The 15742-nt window shown below is 53.8% G+C and carries 15 protein-coding genes; 6 read left to right on the forward strand and 9 right to left on the reverse strand.

What is annotated here, in order from left to right:
- Positions 1-869 (forward strand): aldehyde dehydrogenase family protein (locus tag INT22_RS20205; RefSeq protein ID WP_226912357.1); only part of this gene is annotated, 869 nt, incomplete at its 5' end.
- A 98-nt stretch (positions 870-967) separates the two neighbouring features.
- Here INT22_RS20205 and INT22_RS02780 read toward each other — a convergent pair.
- The 5 genes from INT22_RS02780 to INT22_RS02800 form a co-directional block, all read right to left on the reverse strand.
- A complete protein-coding gene (locus tag INT22_RS02780) occupies positions 968-1447 on the reverse strand; it encodes a phosphatidylglycerophosphatase A family protein (RefSeq protein WP_193067627.1) in 480 nt (159 codons plus the stop codon).
- Positions 1447-2220: a tellurite resistance TerB family protein gene (locus INT22_RS02785; RefSeq protein ID WP_193067628.1), complete on the reverse strand. Its 774-nt coding sequence runs from the start codon at positions 2218-2220 to the stop codon at positions 1447-1449. The genes INT22_RS02780 and INT22_RS02785 overlap by 1 nt, the downstream gene beginning before the upstream one ends.
- A 105-nt stretch (positions 2221-2325) precedes the next feature.
- Positions 2326-5391: an AAA family ATPase gene (locus INT22_RS02790; protein ID WP_193067629.1), complete on the reverse strand. Its 3066-nt coding sequence runs from the start codon at positions 5389-5391 to the stop codon at positions 2326-2328.
- A complete protein-coding gene (locus INT22_RS02795) occupies positions 5388-6536 on the reverse strand; it encodes a metallophosphoesterase family protein (RefSeq protein ID WP_193067653.1) in 1149 nt (382 codons plus the stop codon). Before INT22_RS02795 ends, INT22_RS02790 begins: the two co-directional genes overlap by 4 nt.
- A 144-nt stretch (positions 6537-6680) precedes the next feature.
- Complete coding sequence (locus tag INT22_RS02800) at positions 6681-8321, reverse strand: SLC13 family permease (RefSeq protein WP_193067654.1); 1641 nt, start codon at positions 8319-8321, stop codon at positions 6681-6683.
- Positions 8322-8592: 271 nt separating this feature from the next.
- Between INT22_RS02800 and INT22_RS02805 the strand changes: the two genes are divergently transcribed.
- Positions 8593-9213, forward strand: a complete 621-nt coding sequence (locus tag INT22_RS02805) for a CDP-alcohol phosphatidyltransferase family protein (RefSeq protein ID WP_193067630.1) — start codon at positions 8593-8595, stop codon at positions 9211-9213.
- Between the two features lie 144 nt (positions 9214-9357).
- Here INT22_RS02805 and INT22_RS02810 read toward each other — a convergent pair whose 3' ends face one another.
- Positions 9358-9687, reverse strand: a complete 330-nt coding sequence (locus INT22_RS02810) for a hypothetical protein (protein ID WP_089039553.1) — start codon at positions 9685-9687, stop codon at positions 9358-9360.
- 245 nt (positions 9688-9932) lie between these two features.
- Between INT22_RS02810 and sstT the strand changes: the two genes are divergently transcribed.
- The 4 genes from sstT (at position 9933) to INT22_RS02830 (ending at position 12818) form a co-directional block, all read left to right on the forward strand.
- Positions 9933-11168 carry a serine/threonine transporter SstT gene (gene sstT / locus INT22_RS02815; protein ID WP_193067631.1) on the forward strand — a complete coding sequence of 412 codons (1236 nt, stop codon included), beginning with the start codon at positions 9933-9935 and terminating at the stop codon, positions 11166-11168.
- 69 nt (positions 11169-11237) lie between these two features.
- Entirely contained in the window at positions 11238-11768 is a 531-nt protein-coding gene (locus tag INT22_RS02820; RefSeq protein ID WP_193067632.1) for a helix-turn-helix domain-containing protein, read from the forward strand.
- On the forward strand, positions 11765-12490 hold the full coding sequence (locus INT22_RS02825) for an AzlC family ABC transporter permease (protein WP_193067633.1): 726 nt from the start codon (positions 11765-11767) through the stop codon (positions 12488-12490). Before INT22_RS02820 ends, INT22_RS02825 begins: the two co-directional genes overlap by 4 nt.
- Positions 12483-12818: an AzlD domain-containing protein gene (locus INT22_RS02830; protein ID WP_038477440.1), complete on the forward strand. Its 336-nt coding sequence runs from the start codon at positions 12483-12485 to the stop codon at positions 12816-12818. Before INT22_RS02825 ends, INT22_RS02830 begins: the two co-directional genes overlap by 8 nt.
- A gap of 15 nt (positions 12819-12833) precedes the next feature.
- Here the strand turns inward: INT22_RS02830 and INT22_RS02835 are convergent, their stop codons facing one another.
- From INT22_RS02835 to INT22_RS02845, 3 genes are all read right to left on the reverse strand, one after another.
- On the reverse strand, positions 12834-14123 hold the full coding sequence (locus INT22_RS02835; RefSeq protein ID WP_146941951.1) for a TRAP transporter large permease: 1290 nt from the start codon (positions 14121-14123) through the stop codon (positions 12834-12836).
- Positions 14120-14626, reverse strand: a complete 507-nt coding sequence (locus tag INT22_RS02840; protein WP_193067634.1) for a TRAP transporter small permease — start codon at positions 14624-14626, stop codon at positions 14120-14122. The genes INT22_RS02835 and INT22_RS02840 overlap by 4 nt, the downstream gene beginning before the upstream one ends.
- 76 nt (positions 14627-14702) lie before the next feature.
- The gene (locus INT22_RS02845; RefSeq protein ID WP_193067635.1) at positions 14703-15689 is read right to left on the reverse strand and encodes a TRAP transporter substrate-binding protein; all 987 of its coding nucleotides are present in this window, start codon (positions 15687-15689) and stop codon (positions 14703-14705) included.
- Positions 15690-15742 lie beyond the last annotated feature (53 nt).

Genomic DNA, 15742 nt, shown 5'->3' on the forward strand with positions numbered 1-15742 from the left:
TTTATCGTGAGGCTGGCCTACCGGAAAACGTTTTCCGCACGATCATTATCTCTCACGATGTATCTGATGAGGTGATTGCACACAAGGCGGTTCGTGGCGTCACGCTTACGGGTAGTGATGGTGCAGGACGTAAAGTGGCGGCAAAAGCAGCCGAGCACCTGAAAAAAACCGTACTGGAATTGGGCTCAAACGATGCCTATTTGGTGCTGGATGATGCCGATCTCGATGTTGCCGTCAAAACCTGTGTTACTGGCCGAGTGTTTAATACCGGACAGACCTGCGTGGCTGCAAAACGCTTCGTGGTGACCGATGCCAACTATGAAGCGTTCAAAGCGCGTTTTGTGGAAAAAATGAAGGCGCTGAAAGTAGGCGACCCCAGGGCAGATGACACCGGCTTAGGCCCCATGGCGCGGGTTGACCTACGCGATGCTCTCCACGAGCAGGTGGAACAGAGTGTGCGTAAAGGCGCAAAAATCCTCTGTGGCGGAGAAAAGCCATCTGGCAAAGGCGCGTTTTACCCAGTGACCGTGCTGGATAACGTGACACCCGGCCAGCCCGCCTACGATGATGAGCTATTCGGACCCGTCGCGGCGCTGATTCGCGCTAAAGATGACGAAGACGCCATGCGCATTGCCAACGACAGCCGTTATGGCCTCGGCGGCGGCATCATCTCTAAAGATGTGAAGCGTGCTACTGAGCTTGCCAGCAAGTACTTTGACACCGGTATGGTGTTTATCAATGGCTTTGGCGTTGCTACCCCGGAAATGCCGTTTGGCGGCGTTAAAGACTCCGGTTATGGGCGTGAGCATGGCGGTTTTGGCATGCTTGAGTTCGTTAACGTAAAGTCGGTCATTGTTGTTAAAGAGTGAGGTGGTAAACGCTCAGAGTCATAGATCATAAAAAGAGCGCGCCGCTAGCTTTCATCAGGCTAGCGGCGCTTTTTTGGTTACTAGTATTGTTATGGATTTTAGTGTTGTTCAGCGGTTCGGCGCTGCCAAAACTTCACTATTAGGGCCATCACTCCCCACGTCACTAACGCTGCAATAACATCGTCTAACACAATTCCGAAGCCACCCTGCACATACTCTGCCAAATGAATTGGCGGCGGCTTCAGCGAATCAAAGAAGCGATAAACGCCAAACGCCAGGGCCATAACGAGTGGATTTCGGGCGGCTGTTAGCCCCAATACCGCTAGCGGGAACGCGACATATTCGTCGGCGACGATGCTGCCATGGTCAGCACCCGCAAAGTGCAGCGAAGCTGCATGGCATACTGGAACAGCTGCAGCAACTAACAGCCCCGTTATGGCCGCTTGCTGACGGGTTGGCTTACTTAACAACCACCACGCTAATGGAATTCCTAGCAGCGAACCTACCGTACCCGGCGCCACCGGCGCTAGCCCCAGCCCAAAGCCGGTGGCTAGCCAAAAATTAATGGTATCCAGCATTAACCGGCCTGCTGCGCCTGGCGTTCAAGCTCGGCAGCCATGTCGGGCGAGAGATTCAGCGCACTTGCCAATTGATCCAACCAAGCGCGCTCCATGGGGTTTTGATCATCAGTAACAGCGACGCTGATCAGATACATCTCGCGGGCTGCCTGGGGGGAGTCGGCTTCACGGGCGAGTGTCTGAGCATCCAGCGGGGCGTTGAGCTGCTGCTCGACCCAGCGATGCATCTCCTGATCGGCGCCTAGCGCATCGATCTGCTCCGTGATGAGTGCCTGCTCTTGCTCATCAATGTGGCCATCAGCTCTGGCGGCCATAATCATTGCTTGCAACAGCTCAAGGCTGCGCCGCTCTTGATACTCACCGCTAAGCACTTCTACCCGTTCGCCCTCGGATGCATTTTGAGCAGCACTGGACGAGTTAGCAGCATTTTTCCCTTCCTGAGAGCTTTGCCATGCTTTCCAGGCCAGCATGCCCACACCAGCAATTGCGCCGTACTTGAGCGCTTTACCGCCCATGCTACGACCACGCTTAGAGCCAATAAGCATGCCCATTGCGCCACCACCTAACAGGCTCTTAATATCAAAGCCGCTAGAGCCGCCCCCTTGCCGCGAGCCCTGGCCTGCGCTACTGCTACCACCGCCTAGCTGGCGCGATAGCCCATCAATAACGCCTTTAACATCGAAACCGCTTCCGCTGTTTCCACCACTGTTTCCACTACTTCTGCTACCGCTGGCCTGCTTCATCAACTGTTGTAAAATCTTGCTTGCGTTCATCCTTGCACTCCTAAGTGGATAGTATCTCTAGGGCTCGCTAGACGATTCACTTCCGTTATAAAACATGCTGTATGAACGCAGCATGAATTAACGCCACCCCAGGCATTAAAGAAGCGCGCCCTTCACTTCCACCGAGCTACCAAGTCGGCTGGCACGCACTTCAACACGGACAGGCATTTGCTCTTTGAGTTCGCTGACATGAGAGATAATCCCGATCATTCGCCCGCCCATTTGTAACTCACTGAGCATAGCAATTGCTTGGTCTAATGCATCCTGATCAAGGCTGCCAAAGCCCTCATCAATAAATAGCGTATCCAACTGAATACCGCCTGCGTAGGCCTGCACCACGTCAGAAAGCCCTAGTGCCAACGCCAAGGCCGCCATAAACGACTCGCCGCCGGAAAGCGTCGCTACCGAACGGCTCTTGCCGGTGTAGGTATCGGCCACATCCAACTCCAACCCCGAGGCTTTATTGCCCTTGGATGGGTCTTCACGTCGCACCAACTGGTAGCGCCCGCGGCTCATACGCACCAGCCGTTCAGACGCTTGGATCAGTACGTCGTCCAGCAGCACTCCTAGCACAAACCGCTGCAAGCTAATGCGATTACCGGTGCGCCCATTAGCCACTTCGCTTAATGTCCCCCACACCCGATACTGGGCTTCAAGCTCGGCCTGGGCCGCACGGGCAGCGGTAAGTTTCTGGCGAACTCCCTGCAACGTAGTTAACCGCCCATCTAGCGCCCGCCACGCATCGAGTTGAGTATGCTCCTCCGCTTGGGCGGCTTCGGTAAGTGTGGCGAGTGCGGCGAGATCTGGCGGCGTTTTTGCAGCCAGCTGGGCGTGGTAATTGTGTAGCGCGCCGTCAAGCTCAGCCAACCGGCGTTGATAGGCCTCTACGTGGCGAGCCAGGTCTTGCCGTTGGCTATCTTCTAGCTGAGCCGCCTGATAAGCAGCTTCGCTGTCAAATGAACTAGCTTGTAGCGCCGTTTGCCACTCAGCCTGGGCCTGCTCAAGCGCTTGCTGGTTACGCACCAACTGCTGGTTTGCGCTGCGCAGCTGCTCTTCTGCCCGCGCCTGCTGGGTCTGGCTCGTCGAAAGCACCTGTTGTGCACGCTCCCAGGCCTGTTCAAGCTCAGCAATTTGGCTATCAAGTTCAGTGAGCGTTTGGCGCATGGCCAACGGGTTACGGGCATCTTCTGGCAGTGATTGGCTTAATTGATCGCGCTGGCTCTCTAGCCGTAACGCCTCCTCTTTGGCCTTTTCAACCGCAGGCCGCTGGGCTTTGAGCTGTTTGTCCAGCGTGCCCCAGCCGCTACGTAGCTCGTCACGGGCAGCGCTTTGCCGATTAATCTCACTCTCGACATGCTGCCGACGCGCGACTTGGCGGCGCAAGTGTTCGCAGGCTTGTTGCAGCTCAAGCGGCGGTTGGCTGGCCCAATCGCCTAACTGGTGACTAAGGCGCTGCGCCTGCTCAGCGTTATAGCTAAGCTGTTGTGCTAACTGCTGCTCCTGACGCTCGGCGGTTTGGAAGGCTTGGCGAGCCCGCTCCTGAGCTGAGCGGGCTTCTTCTACCTGCGCTTGGGTAACGAGATCAGCATGCTGAACCGCTGGTGATGGGTGTTCAAGGCTGCCACACACCGGGCAAGGTGCGTCCTCTTCCAGGGTGAGCGCTAACAGTGCGGCTTGCCCTTGGTGCCAGCGCATCTCTTGCTCAGTTGCGTGGCGCTTAGCCTGTTCTGCTTCACTGCGCCGACCTTGAAGTGCCGCCGCTGCCTGCTGTTGTTGAGCGACAAGTTCACGCCCCTGCCGCATCAGCGCCTCCAACTCCTGCCGCTGAGCTAGCAAGCTCTCGTGGCGGCTCAGCTCTGCAGGGGCGCTGGCCAACTGCTGACTTTCCGTTTGCAGCTGCTCAAGCGTAACGCTTAGCGCTTCACCTTGCTGGCGAATACCGTCTAACTGAGCTTCATCACGCTTAAGTATGTCATCGGCTTGCTGCCAAGCGGTTTGTGCCGCTTGCCAGCGCGCTTCAAGCTCACTTAACTGCTGGCTTTTGTGGATAAACTCGCCCAACTGACGATGGCGCTCGCGGAGTGCAGGTAGTTCGGTCTGGCGCTGGCGTGCCGCTTCAAAGGTACGCTTGGCTTGTTCAGTATTCGTACGCTGGGTAGTCAGCGCGGCATCGGCCTGTCGCTGCTCCTCTTGGGCGGTAGTGAGTGCCTGCTGCGCCTGGACTAACGCAGCACTGTAAGGTCGCAGCGCTTGAGCGTGGTCGCTTTGGGTCAAGCGGCTCTGAAAGGCCGTTATTTGCGCCTGCTGCTCAAGGTGGCGCGCTTTCTCTGCGGCGAGGCTGTCCCGCGCTTCAAATTGGCGCTGTAACGCTTGGGCTTCATCTCGTCGCTGTTCAGTACTACGGCGCTGCTGCTGCGCGGTTTCAAAACGCTGACGCGCTTGCCCTACTTGCGGGGTTAGCGCCTCTACTTCTTGCGCCAATGCCGCTTCGCTTTCCAGCTCGCCCCCGGCCAAAATGCCGCTGATATGTTGGCGATGATCATTCACCGCTCGCTCTATTTGATTCGCCTGGGTACGCAGGCGCTCTTCAATGCGCTGAAAAATCTGGGTTTGAAATAGCTGCGAAAAAATCTTCTCGCGGTCTTTCGATTCCGCTAACAGCAGTTCACGAAACTTCCCCTGGGGCAGCACCATTACTTGGCGAAATTGATTAGCATCCAGACCTATTAACGCGTGCAGTTGGCTGTTGGCATCAGTGATCTTACGCGCCACCAAACATTCATTCTCATCACCTTCCGGGGTCAGCCGCCACAGCTGGGCTTCAGCACTTTGTGTGGTTGTGCCTTCACCAGTGGCCTTGGGGCGCTCCTGCTGAGGCACCCGGCGCACTCGGTAAGCCCCATCGCGCAGCCGAAAATCCAAGCTCACCTCGGTCAGTAAGGTATCGGCGGCTTGGTCGCAACGCATTTGTCCGGCATCGCGGTCGTTACCGGTGGTTTGGCCGTAAAGCGCAAAACAGATGGCATCTAATATCGAGCTTTTCCCTGCGCCCGTGGGACCGTTAATCAGAAACAGTGGGCTTTTGCCCAGCGCAGTAAAGTCGATCGTTTCGCTGCCTGCAAAAGGGCCAAACGCCTGCATGGTGAGCGTTAACGGCGTCATGGCTGGCTCTCCTGCTCACGGCTTAGAGTGGTGATGAGCTCACGCATGGCGCTGGCCTGCTCATCACTCATGCTACCCCCGCTGGTTTGGGTAAAAAAATCACTAAACATATCCAACGCGCTGAACTGCAGCCGTTCGCGATCTAACTGCTGCCGCCCTTGCGCTTCTAACATGCCGGGCTTTTCTAAATGCAGCACGTTGGGGTAGACCTCGCGTAGCTTGCCCATGGGGTCAAGAATCGCGTGGCGGTCGGTCAGCCGCACTAACAAATAGTCATCGGCTTGGGTATCGGCTTTGCCTTGTGCTAGCAGCTCGGCCAGTTCGCCTTCCAGCACACGTACCTCTCGGCGCGGCGTCAGCGGGCGGTGCTCGATCTGGCTCACGCCCTCGGGGCCAATATCCACCAGCGTGACGCCTTTGCGCTGGTTAGCCTCTGAGAAGCTGTATTTAAGCAGCGAACCACTGTAGCGAATATGTTCACCACCGCGATATTGCGGCCCATGAAGGTGGCCTAAGGCGACGTAGTCAAACGACTGCATCGGCTCCCAAGCAACACTTTCCGCGCCCCCCAAGGTTAACGGGCGCTCTGAATCGCTGGCACTGCCGCCATCCACAAAGCAGTGGCTCATAAGCACAGTAGGTCGACCCGCTCGGCGCTGGGTGTTGATACGTTCGACTAAGAAACGGTGGGCGCTGTCGAAATCGCGGACATCCACCGAAAACTGGCTGCGTACATACTCCGGGTCATCGTAGGGAATACCGAACACATCCACTTCTTCCCCATTAATCGACAGTGTCACGGGATGATCGCAGGCAGATAGATCAGACAGAATATGCAGCCCTGCTTGGCGCAGGTGGCGCGCCCCGAAGCCAAGTCGCTCAGCGCCGTCGTGGTTGCCGGAAATCATAATCACCGGTAGGCCACGCTTTTCACACAGCTCACCAAGCACCTCATCTAACAGCGTGACGGCAGCGGATGGCGGCACCGAACGGTCGTAGATATCGCCTGCAACCAGCACAGCATCCACCGCATCGCGGTCGATAATATCCAGTAGCTGGTTCAATACATGGCGCTGGTCTTCCAGCAGAGAGAGGTTGTGAAACAGCCGCCCTAAGTGCCAATCGGCGGTATGAAGTAGTCGCATGGCAGGCTCAACGCAAAAAATATGCCCCATCATAGCAATCTGCATTCCAAACTGTCCGTCACGCAGCACAAAAAGCTTGCTACCAAAGCTCCCAACAAAAAGCCCCGCACATGGCGGGGCTGAAGCAACAGTAGTGGCTGTCGGTTAGTCGCGGAACGCGTCCGGATAGCTGGTTAAGTCAATACCCCACATGAGGGGCAATAAGAAATAAACCGCTGCGACGATTAGCAGTAGCGCGAAAATATTTAGCCAGAACCCATTGCGCACCATTTCGATAATTTTGATTTTTCCGGTCGCAAAAATAATCGCATTGGGGGGTGTGCCCACCGGCAGCATAAAGGCGCAATTCGCTGCCATGGCAGCAGGTACCATTAGCACGAACGGATGGATATCCAACGCCAGCGCCAGCGAGGCAAGCACCGGAAGAATCATCGTGGCCGTTGCTGTATTGGAGGTGATTTCGGTCAAGAACAACACCATTCCAGCGGCTAACAAGATCACTAGCAAGAAGTTAACACCTTCCAGCACACTCATCTGACCACCAATCCAGGCGGCTAACCCAGAGGAACCGAAGCCAGCAGCAATCGCCAAGCCGCCGCCAAACAGCAGCAGAATGCCCCATGGCACGTCTTTGGCAATATCCCACCCCAGCAAGCAGCCGCCTTTGTTTGGCGAAGGAATTAAGAACAGCGCAATCGCCGCCACAATGGCAATCATCGTGTCGTTAATACCTGGAATGGTGAGTATTTGACCTTGCCACAGGAAAGAACGGGTAATCCAGAAAAATGCCGCTAACAGGAAAACAACCAGCACGGCTTTCTCTTCAAAGGTGATCTTACCCAGCGCTGCTTTTTCCTTAGCAATGAGCGCTTTGCCACCCGGAAGGTTGCTGAAGTTAATCGGGTAAATAAAGCGTGTCAGCATTAGCCAACCAATAAACAGCAGCACCACAACGACCGGGAAAGCAAACATCATCCAACTGGCAAAGGTAATTTCAACGCCAAACAGCTCATTCACAATCGCTGCCAGAATAATATTGGGAGGCGTACCAATCAGGGTACCCAAACCGCCGATAGTGCCGCCGTAACCAACGCCAAAAATCAGCGCTTTACTGAATTTATCGATGTCTTCGCTATGATCACCCTCGCTCTTATTAAGCTCCTGGGTTACCTGATAGACAATCGCGGTGCCAATAGGCAGCATCATCATGACCGACGCCGTGTTGGATACCCACATCGACAAAAAGCCAGTGGCCGCCATAAAGCCGAACACAATACTGTTAATGCTGGTGCCCAATACCGAAATAATGGTGAGGGCAATACGCTTATGCAGATCCCACTTCTCCATCGCCAGGGCAATCATAAAACCGCCGAGGAAAAGGAAGATAATAGGATTGCCGTATGCTGCCGTAACCGCACTACTCTCAAGGGCGCCGGTGATCGGCAGCAATACAATGGGCAAAAGTGACGTAACAGGAATAGGGATGGCTTCGGTAATCCACCACACGGCTACCCAAAGCGTGGTGGCAAGTACCATGCGGCCTTCTAAGCTAAGCTCCGCCGGGTGAAAAAACAGCAACACGAAGGCAAACAGCATCGGCCCTAGCACTAGCCCAACCTTTTGAGCTGTCGTATAGGCAGGTGGCTTTGGTGGTTTGCTACCCGAGTGTTGTTGCTCACCTGACGTAGTAGAGGATGAGCGTCCAGCGCCGGCGGCTGGCAACGCACACATAAGTAGGTTTTTGACTTGGTCATGGGAGTGCCAAAGCGACTCCCAGAGTGTCATGGTGGCAGTTCTGCGCATTATCAAAGTACCGTTCGCAGTCAGGTGATCGAAAGGGAGCTTCTCTCAGCAACCCCCTATGGCGTATTTAAACCAGCCTAGCTGGCTTTTTGGTGCCCTTTATTCACTGCAGCCAAGTATTAGTCCAGTGAATTGACGAAAACTACAACCAAAGTCTAACAACTTTAGTTGTAGCTGTTAGCGCTTCTTACCCTGATGTGACACTGCACTTTTATCACGCTAGGTTTGAGTCTTTTTCCAAGGAGGTATTCACGTGCTCGACCGTTTTACTATGCCGTTGACCCATCGCCCACTTGCCAGTATGGCTGAGCACCTCAACAACCGGCAGATTACCCCTGACCAAGTTACCTTAGTGGCTTTTTTAGTGGGCATGAGCGCGCTACCGCTATTAGCCTTTGAATATTATGTTTTGGCACTGATGGCGATTTTATTGAACCGCCTCGGTGATGGGCTGGATGGCGCACTTGCCCGGCTAAGCGGCCAGCAAAGCGATGCGGGTGGGTTTATTGATATCGGGTTGGATTTTGTCTTTTATGCCGCGGTCGTACTGGGGTTCGCGCTGGCTAACCCTGGGCAAAATGCGCTGGCAGCCGCGCTACTGCTATTCGCATTTATCGGCACGGGAACATCGTTTTTAGCCTTTGCTATTGCGGCGAAAGCACGCAATGTTGATCGGCCAAACTTTCCACAAAAGGCATTTTACTATTTAGAGGGGTTAACCGAAGGCACAGAAACCGTTATCGCGTTAGTGCTCTTTTGCCTATTTCCTGACTATTTTCCATGGTTAGCGGGGCTATTCGCAGTCGCTTGCCTAATCACGACTGCCACGCGGCTATGGGGAGGCTATTGGACATTGCGGTCGTGGCCAAGGTGATAATTCTATCTCTGTTCGATTAAAAGCCAATCTCGTTCTTATCACGCCACTAGCTAACCAATGGCTATATAAACGGCTTGCCTCTATGCCGAAGATTCATCAGCCGAGTTGCTGTTAGGGGAGGCAAACCGTTGGGAATTTTTATCAGTCTAAATCATCTAGCGTAACCACAAGATCCCGGGTCGATACATCTACCTTCCAGAAGGTGTAGCTGTCGTCGTCTTCATCGACTAAACGAATATCGAAGTAAGGACTGTCATACCCCGTAATCGCCACCCGTTGAGTATCACCATCCATCAAGACGTCATTACCGAGCACATCCTCTTCCCAGCTTTTTGAATCGACTGGGCTTATATACATGTAATACAAGATATAGCCCGTACGATTAGTGATATCGATATGGTAGTCGGCAGCCATTGCAAGTGAAGAGCTACACAGTATCAGCAGTGCAGCGAATAACACTTTGATGCGCATTGATAAGTTCCCTGTTCTTTTCTCTATTTAAGAGAAGCGATAGATTGCAACGTGGGTATCGCCAAGAGCCAAACATAGCGATCAGCACATTATATCGTCAGTTACTTATCTAATTGGGCGCCCTCCCCAAGTTTTTCACCCAACTGCCCGCGAGATACTCACAGCTGGTAGAATGCTGCCCCTTTCAGGCACGTCCACAGCCTGTCGCCACAACGTTTCCCCTTCTACTACCTGAGAGTCGCGCAATGATCGCCACCATCTACACCGTGTTTCAGCCACTTTTCCGGCTGGGCCTTATCCTGCAGATTTTAATAGGCATTGTTGCCGGGATATTCATCGCCCTTTTCACACCGAACATTGCAGGCAATGTGGCACTGCTTGGTCAGCTATTTATTGCCGCGCTGCAAGCAGTGGCCCCTATTTTAGTCTTTGTGCTGGTTACCGCTGCCATCGCTGCACACAAGAAAGGTCAACCCACTCACATTCGCCCCGTGCTCATACTGTATGTGGTAGGCACATTAGTCGCTGCGCTAATTGCAGTGGCGGCAAGCTTTCTATTCCCTACCGAACTGGCATTGAATGCGGGGCAAATTGACGGCAATCCACCTGGGGATATTTTTAGCGTTCTAAGGGATCTGTTATTAAATGCGGTGGCTAACCCGATAAGTGCACTAATGGAAGCGAACTTTATCGCTATTCTGGCATGGGCCATTGGCCTTGGTTTAATGCTACGCCAAGCCAGCGACACCACCCGCCAAGCGTTAAGCGATTTATCCACTGCTGTCACCCGCATTGTCACGCTGGTAATTCGCTTAGCGCCGATTGGCATCTTTGGCTTAGTCGCGGGAACCTTGGCAGAGTCAGGGGTAGAGGCATTGCTCAACTACGCTCAACTGCTAGGAGTCATCGTAGGCTGTATGCTGTTTGTTGCTCTGGTTAGCAATCCGCTGCTCGTTTACCTCACTACCCGTCAGAACCCTTACCCACTGGTGTTTACCTGCCTGCGCGGCAGTGCCATTACCGCCTTCTTTACCCGCAGCTCAGCGGCAAATATCCCCGTAAATTTAGAGCTGTGTCGCCGTCTAAAGCTGGATGCCGATACCTACGCTATTTCAATTCCGCTTGGTGCGACGATCAACATGTGTGGTGCAGCAATCACCATAACGGTGATTACCTTGGCGACCACCCATACGCTAGGCATTACCGTCGACTTCCCCACTGCCCTACTACTGTGCGTGGTGTCTGCACTGGCTGCCTGCGGTGTTTCAGGCGTAGCCGGTGGTTCGCTGATGCTCATTCCGATGGCTGCCAACCTATTTGGCATTCCCACAGAAGTCGCCATGCAAGCGGTGGCAATTGGCTTTGTCATCAGCGTGGTACAAGACGCGACCGAAACCGCGCTGAATTCCTCAACGGATGTGCTGTTCACTGCTGCCGCCTGCCGAGCCCGTCAACCCTCCGGCTCTGACCACACGTTATAACGCAATTTGGTTGACTTCTCGCTGTTCCTTATATAGAACGTTCTATAAAAGGAACAGCGAGATAATCGAATGGATGAGCACTCACTAAGTACCCTAGGTCAGCATTTGCAATCCCTTCGCCAAGCGCGGGGCTGGTCACTCTCCTATCTAGCCAATGCCGCTGGCATTGCCAAATCGAATCTGTGCCGTCTGGAACAGGGTAATGGCAACCCCACCTTGGATACCATCTGGCGGTTAGCAGTACAGCTTAATGTCCCCTTCGGCACCCTGGTTGCGCCTATCTCTGTGCCTTTAGGTGAAGATGGCGTACAAGTTCAGTTAATTGACCAGGGAAAAGGCTCGCCTCAGGTAGATGCCTATTGGATGCGCTGCGCTCCCCATACCCTGCGCCACGCCGAAGCTCACACCCTGGGTACTCAAGAAACGCTGATCCTGATCAGCGGCTGGCTCGAAGTCGGCCCAGAAGGGACGGTTACTGCGCTAGCCCCTGGCGAAAGCATCACCTTTAGCGCTGATAAGCCTCACTTTTACCGCACCCAAGACCAAGAGGCCACCATGCTACTCACCATTACTTACGGCGAACAGGGGGATGCACCATGAGCCAAGTTATCAGCCACTCGCCGTGGCGCAGCGCGCTGCAAGGCGTGCAGGAAGCGATTCCGCTATTAGGCGGTTACATACCGGTGGCGCTATCGTTTGGTTTGGTGGCTAGCCAAGCTGGCTTTAGCACATGGGAAGCCACAGCTATATCGGCGCTGATTTACGCGGGTGCTTCGCAGTTTTTGTTTGTCGGCATGATCGCCACCGGCGCACCACTATGGTTGGTGGTAGCAATGACATTACTGATTAATGTGCGCCACGTGGTGTACGGTCCTAACCTAGCCGAGCTGCTGCCACGCAGCCGCCACTGGCCATGGCTAATGCACGGCCTAACCGACCAGGTATTTGCTCTGGCATTAACCAGGCTTCCGCAGCTGCCTGACGCGAAGCGCTTTAGCTGGTTTGTAGGTGCATCGTTACTGGCGTGGGGTGCGTGGGCAGTGGGCACTGCCGTGGGGGCTACCGCTGGCGAAGCATTTACCGCCCGCTGGCCGTTGTTGGGTGAAATTATGCCCTTCGCGCTGCCTGCCCTATTTCTCACCATGGTGGCTCCGCGTTTTACCGATAAACGCTGGGCAGTAGCAATGGGACTCACCATCATTGCTGCGCTGTGTTTAACGCTGACTGGATGGGGCAATGTTGCCATCCCATTGGCGGCCGCCTGTGGCGCGCTGTGCTTCTATCTGGTGAAGTTTGAAAAAAGGAGAGGAAGTAATGAGTAGCGCGTTGTGGTTAGCGGTGATGATATCCGCGATAGGTACGTTGCTGATGCGTGTAGTGCCTTTTCTATGGATGCAGCGCCGGATAAATAGCGAGACCGGTATTAACAATATGCCTCAATGGCTGAGTATTCTCGGCCCGCTGATGATCGCCGCTGTGCTCGGTGTTTCCATCGTGCCAGTGAGCCCGAGTGCCGTTTCATGGATTGCCACGGCTATCGGTCTTGCCGTCACATTGTGGGTATGGTCGCGGCTCCGCTCTTTGGGCTGGCCGGTCGCTGCTGGGGTGGCAGTATTTGGCATCGTAGAGGTGGGGGTAGCGCTAATATAACGCTACCCCACCTTACTAAAACGCTTTTGGAAACACTAATTGCGGTAAATACAGAAAGACGCTTGGCAGTAGTATCATGGCGATAATGATCGACATAATGAGCACTATTAGCGGTATTACTGCCATAAAAGCACGCGGCATGGAAACTTCGCCAATCTGTGTTGCGATAAGCAGGCAAATACCATACGGAGGCGTAATCAACCCTAGGGTGAGCGATAAAATCACTACCAGCGCCATATGGACCTGGTTGATATCAGCCGCGATACACAGCCCCTGAATAATGGGGAGGAAGATAATAACTGCTGTCACCGGGCTGAGGACTGTGCCAATTACTAACATGAACAGCATCACCAACAGCATGATGCCCACCCGCGATTGCGTTACGGTGAGGATAAAGTTAGCGACCTCCTGAGCGATCCCCAAGTACGAAATCAGCCACCCCATAATGCCTGCGGACGCGACAGCAAACATCGGTAACGAAAAGGCCACAACCGAATCTGACAAAATGCCGGGAAGCTGCCTAAAACGTATCGCTCGATAAAAAACAAAGGCCAGCAACACGCCTACCAAAACCGCTACCGAAGCAGCTTCCGTGGCAGTGAATACGCCTAGGGTGATGCCACCGAGAACCACTAGCGGCAGCACCATAGGTGGAGCAGCGGTGATCGCAGTACGCCCCATTTGGCGGAAAGAGAACTTACCCGTTGCTTTAATATCGTGCTTTCTCGCGATGTAATACACATAGCCCATCTGCATCAAACCGACGAGTATCCCTGGCAGAATGCCCCCCATAAACAGAGCACCCACGGATACGTTGCCAAAGGCACCGTAAATTACCATGAGAATCGAGGGCGGAATGATCCCCCCCAGCACGGACGATGCGGCCGTCAATGCCACAGCAAACGGCGCGGGATAGCCCGACTTCTTCATAGCCGGAATGAGTACCGCCCCCACGCTGGCAGTATCTGCAGCTGCAGACCCCGAAAGGCTGGCGAACATCATGGATACCATGACATTGATGTGGCCCAGGCCGCCGCGGACATGCCCAACAGTACTATCCGCAAAGCGTAGCAGACGGTCGGTGATGCCCCCGTCGTTCATCAGCCGCCCTAACAGTAGGAAGAAAGGCACGGCCAGTAACGGGAATGAGTTAATGCTGGCAAACATCTGATTAACGACCGATGTTAAGGGCAGCCCCAATTGCATGATCGTCAATATGGAAGCCAAACCAATCGCAAAAGCGATAGGGACACTTAGGCCGATAAGAATCAGAAAACTGCCAATCAAGGTAATCAATGGACTCATGATTCGGGAGCCTCTCCACCATTGGCCGCATCTCTACCAGCACGCAGCTTGGCGATATCATCGCGAATAGTCTCAATAGAAAATAGCAACATGGAGATACCTGCTACGGGGATCGCGGCGAACACATAGGCCATGGGCGTACCTAACGCTACCGAGCGTCGGTTCCAGCCCATATCCACCAGTACATTACCGTGCACAATCAGTACATAGATCACGGGCAGACAGGCTAAGCTACCGAATAAGCGTAATACCCGCTGAGTAATAACAAAGTTTGGAGGAAAAACGTCCACCACATAGTGCCTACGCTTACGTAGTGCAATGGCCGCGCCAATAAAGACCGCCCAAATGAAACATGCCATAGCGACTTCATCGGTCCACGATACTGATATTTTCAGGTAGTTACGTGCCACCACCTGATAGAGCACCGTTAGGATAAAGGCTGCAAACAGCGAGCCTGCGATAAATGTCAGGAGTTTCTCCAACAGATCGTTTATTTTCCGCATTTTTCTGCCCTTACATTGGCGCACTGCTTGCAGATGAGACACAAAGCAGCACGCCAAAGCGCTGATGGATCGCGGTTTACAGGTTGCGAATCGTGTCAAGCAGCTCAGTCAAACCACGTTCCTCAGCAAACTCGTCATGCAGAGGAACGACCGCATCAATGAAGGCCTGCTTGTCGACTTCGGTCACCGTTACCCCCAGATCATCGAATTCCTGAATAAACTCCGCATCGTACTCCACTCCTTTTTCAGTGCCGAACTCACCCGCATGCTGGGCCGCATTGAGAATGATGGCCTGATCCTCTTCCGAGAAGCGATTAAAGCGGTTCTCGCTGATGGAAATATGGCTCATCATCACCTGGTGCTCGGTTTTTGCATGATAAGGAGCTACTTCATAAAGGCGGCTTGAGTAATAGCCACTGATGGTACTTTCAAAGGCCCCCACTACGCCGGTTTGCAGGCCAGTGTAAATTTCTGTCCATGGTAGCGATGTCGTCAACGCACCGACTGATTGCCACATCTCAGCATCCAGGCGCGAGCCTGTGACACGCATCTTGATACCTTGCAGATCCGAAGGCTGGGTGACAGGTCCGGTATTGGTACTTAAATTGCGCGTTCCCCCTCCTGTCAGGCTCAACAACTTCAAGCCTACCCCTGACTCCTGCATAGCGTTGGCGAAGTAGTCAAACACGGGCGAGTCGGGAGAGGTGGCAGCCCGAAATTTATCCATATCTTCAAACAGATAATTAAGACTGAAAATTTCAAATTCAGGGGTATACGGCGAAATATTCATCACACCGCCAATGATCATATCGGTGGTACCGATACGAATCTCATCGACCATTGTCTGGTCATTACCCAATTGGCCACCTGGGAAAATCTGTACATCGATACGCCCATCGGTCGCTTCTGCTACTTCGGCTTTAAACGCTTCAGCAGCATCAATCCATGGGTGAGGAGCACTTACTACCGTGCCCAGGCGTAAGGTTTCTGCCATAGCAGGGGAAATAAAAAGCATGGAAGTTGCGGCTGCCAGGGCCAAGCGCGAAAACGTACGTTTTGTCATGGGGACGTTCCTCTTATATGTTTACTAGCGGTCTATGGGTGCTAACTGTCTAT

The organism is Halomonas sp. 3D7M (assembly GCF_014897885.1).
Lineage (GTDB): Bacteria > Pseudomonadota > Gammaproteobacteria > Pseudomonadales > Halomonadaceae > Vreelandella.

What these genes read in the sequence shown, in the direction of transcription:
- INT22_RS02790 (WP_193067629.1), bottom strand. Translation starts at nt 5,391, where the DNA reads ATGACGCCGTTAACGCTCACCATGCAGGCGTTTGGCCCTTTTGCAGGC.
- INT22_RS02825 (WP_193067633.1), top strand. Translation starts at nt 11,765, where the DNA reads ATGAGCCAAGTTATCAGCCACTCGCCGTGGCGCAGCGCGCTGCAAGGC.
- INT22_RS02845 (WP_193067635.1), bottom strand. Translation starts at nt 15,689, where the DNA reads ATGACAAAACGTACGTTTTCGCGCTTGGCCCTGGCAGCCGCAACTTCC.
- INT22_RS02830 (WP_038477440.1), top strand. Translation starts at nt 12,483, where the DNA reads ATGAGTAGCGCGTTGTGGTTAGCGGTGATGATATCCGCGATAGGTACG.
- INT22_RS02800 (WP_193067654.1), bottom strand. Translation starts at nt 8,321, where the DNA reads ATGACACTCTGGGAGTCGCTTTGGCACTCCCATGACCAAGTCAAAAAC.
- INT22_RS02840 (WP_193067634.1), bottom strand. Translation starts at nt 14,626, where the DNA reads ATGCGGAAAATAAACGATCTGTTGGAGAAACTCCTGACATTTATCGCA.
- INT22_RS02810 (WP_089039553.1), bottom strand. Translation starts at nt 9,687, where the DNA reads ATGCGCATCAAAGTGTTATTCGCTGCACTGCTGATACTGTGTAGCTCT.
- INT22_RS02820 (WP_193067632.1), top strand. Translation starts at nt 11,238, where the DNA reads ATGGATGAGCACTCACTAAGTACCCTAGGTCAGCATTTGCAATCCCTT.
- sstT (WP_193067631.1), top strand. Translation starts at nt 9,933, where the DNA reads ATGATCGCCACCATCTACACCGTGTTTCAGCCACTTTTCCGGCTGGGC.
- INT22_RS02780 (WP_193067627.1), bottom strand. Translation starts at nt 1,447, where the DNA reads ATGCTGGATACCATTAATTTTTGGCTAGCCACCGGCTTTGGGCTGGGG.
- INT22_RS02795 (WP_193067653.1), bottom strand. Translation starts at nt 6,536, where the DNA reads ATGCGACTACTTCATACCGCCGATTGGCACTTAGGGCGGCTGTTTCAC.
- INT22_RS02785 (WP_193067628.1), bottom strand. Translation starts at nt 2,220, where the DNA reads ATGAACGCAAGCAAGATTTTACAACAGTTGATGAAGCAGGCCAGCGGT.
- INT22_RS02835 (WP_146941951.1), bottom strand. Translation starts at nt 14,123, where the DNA reads ATGAGTCCATTGATTACCTTGATTGGCAGTTTTCTGATTCTTATCGGC.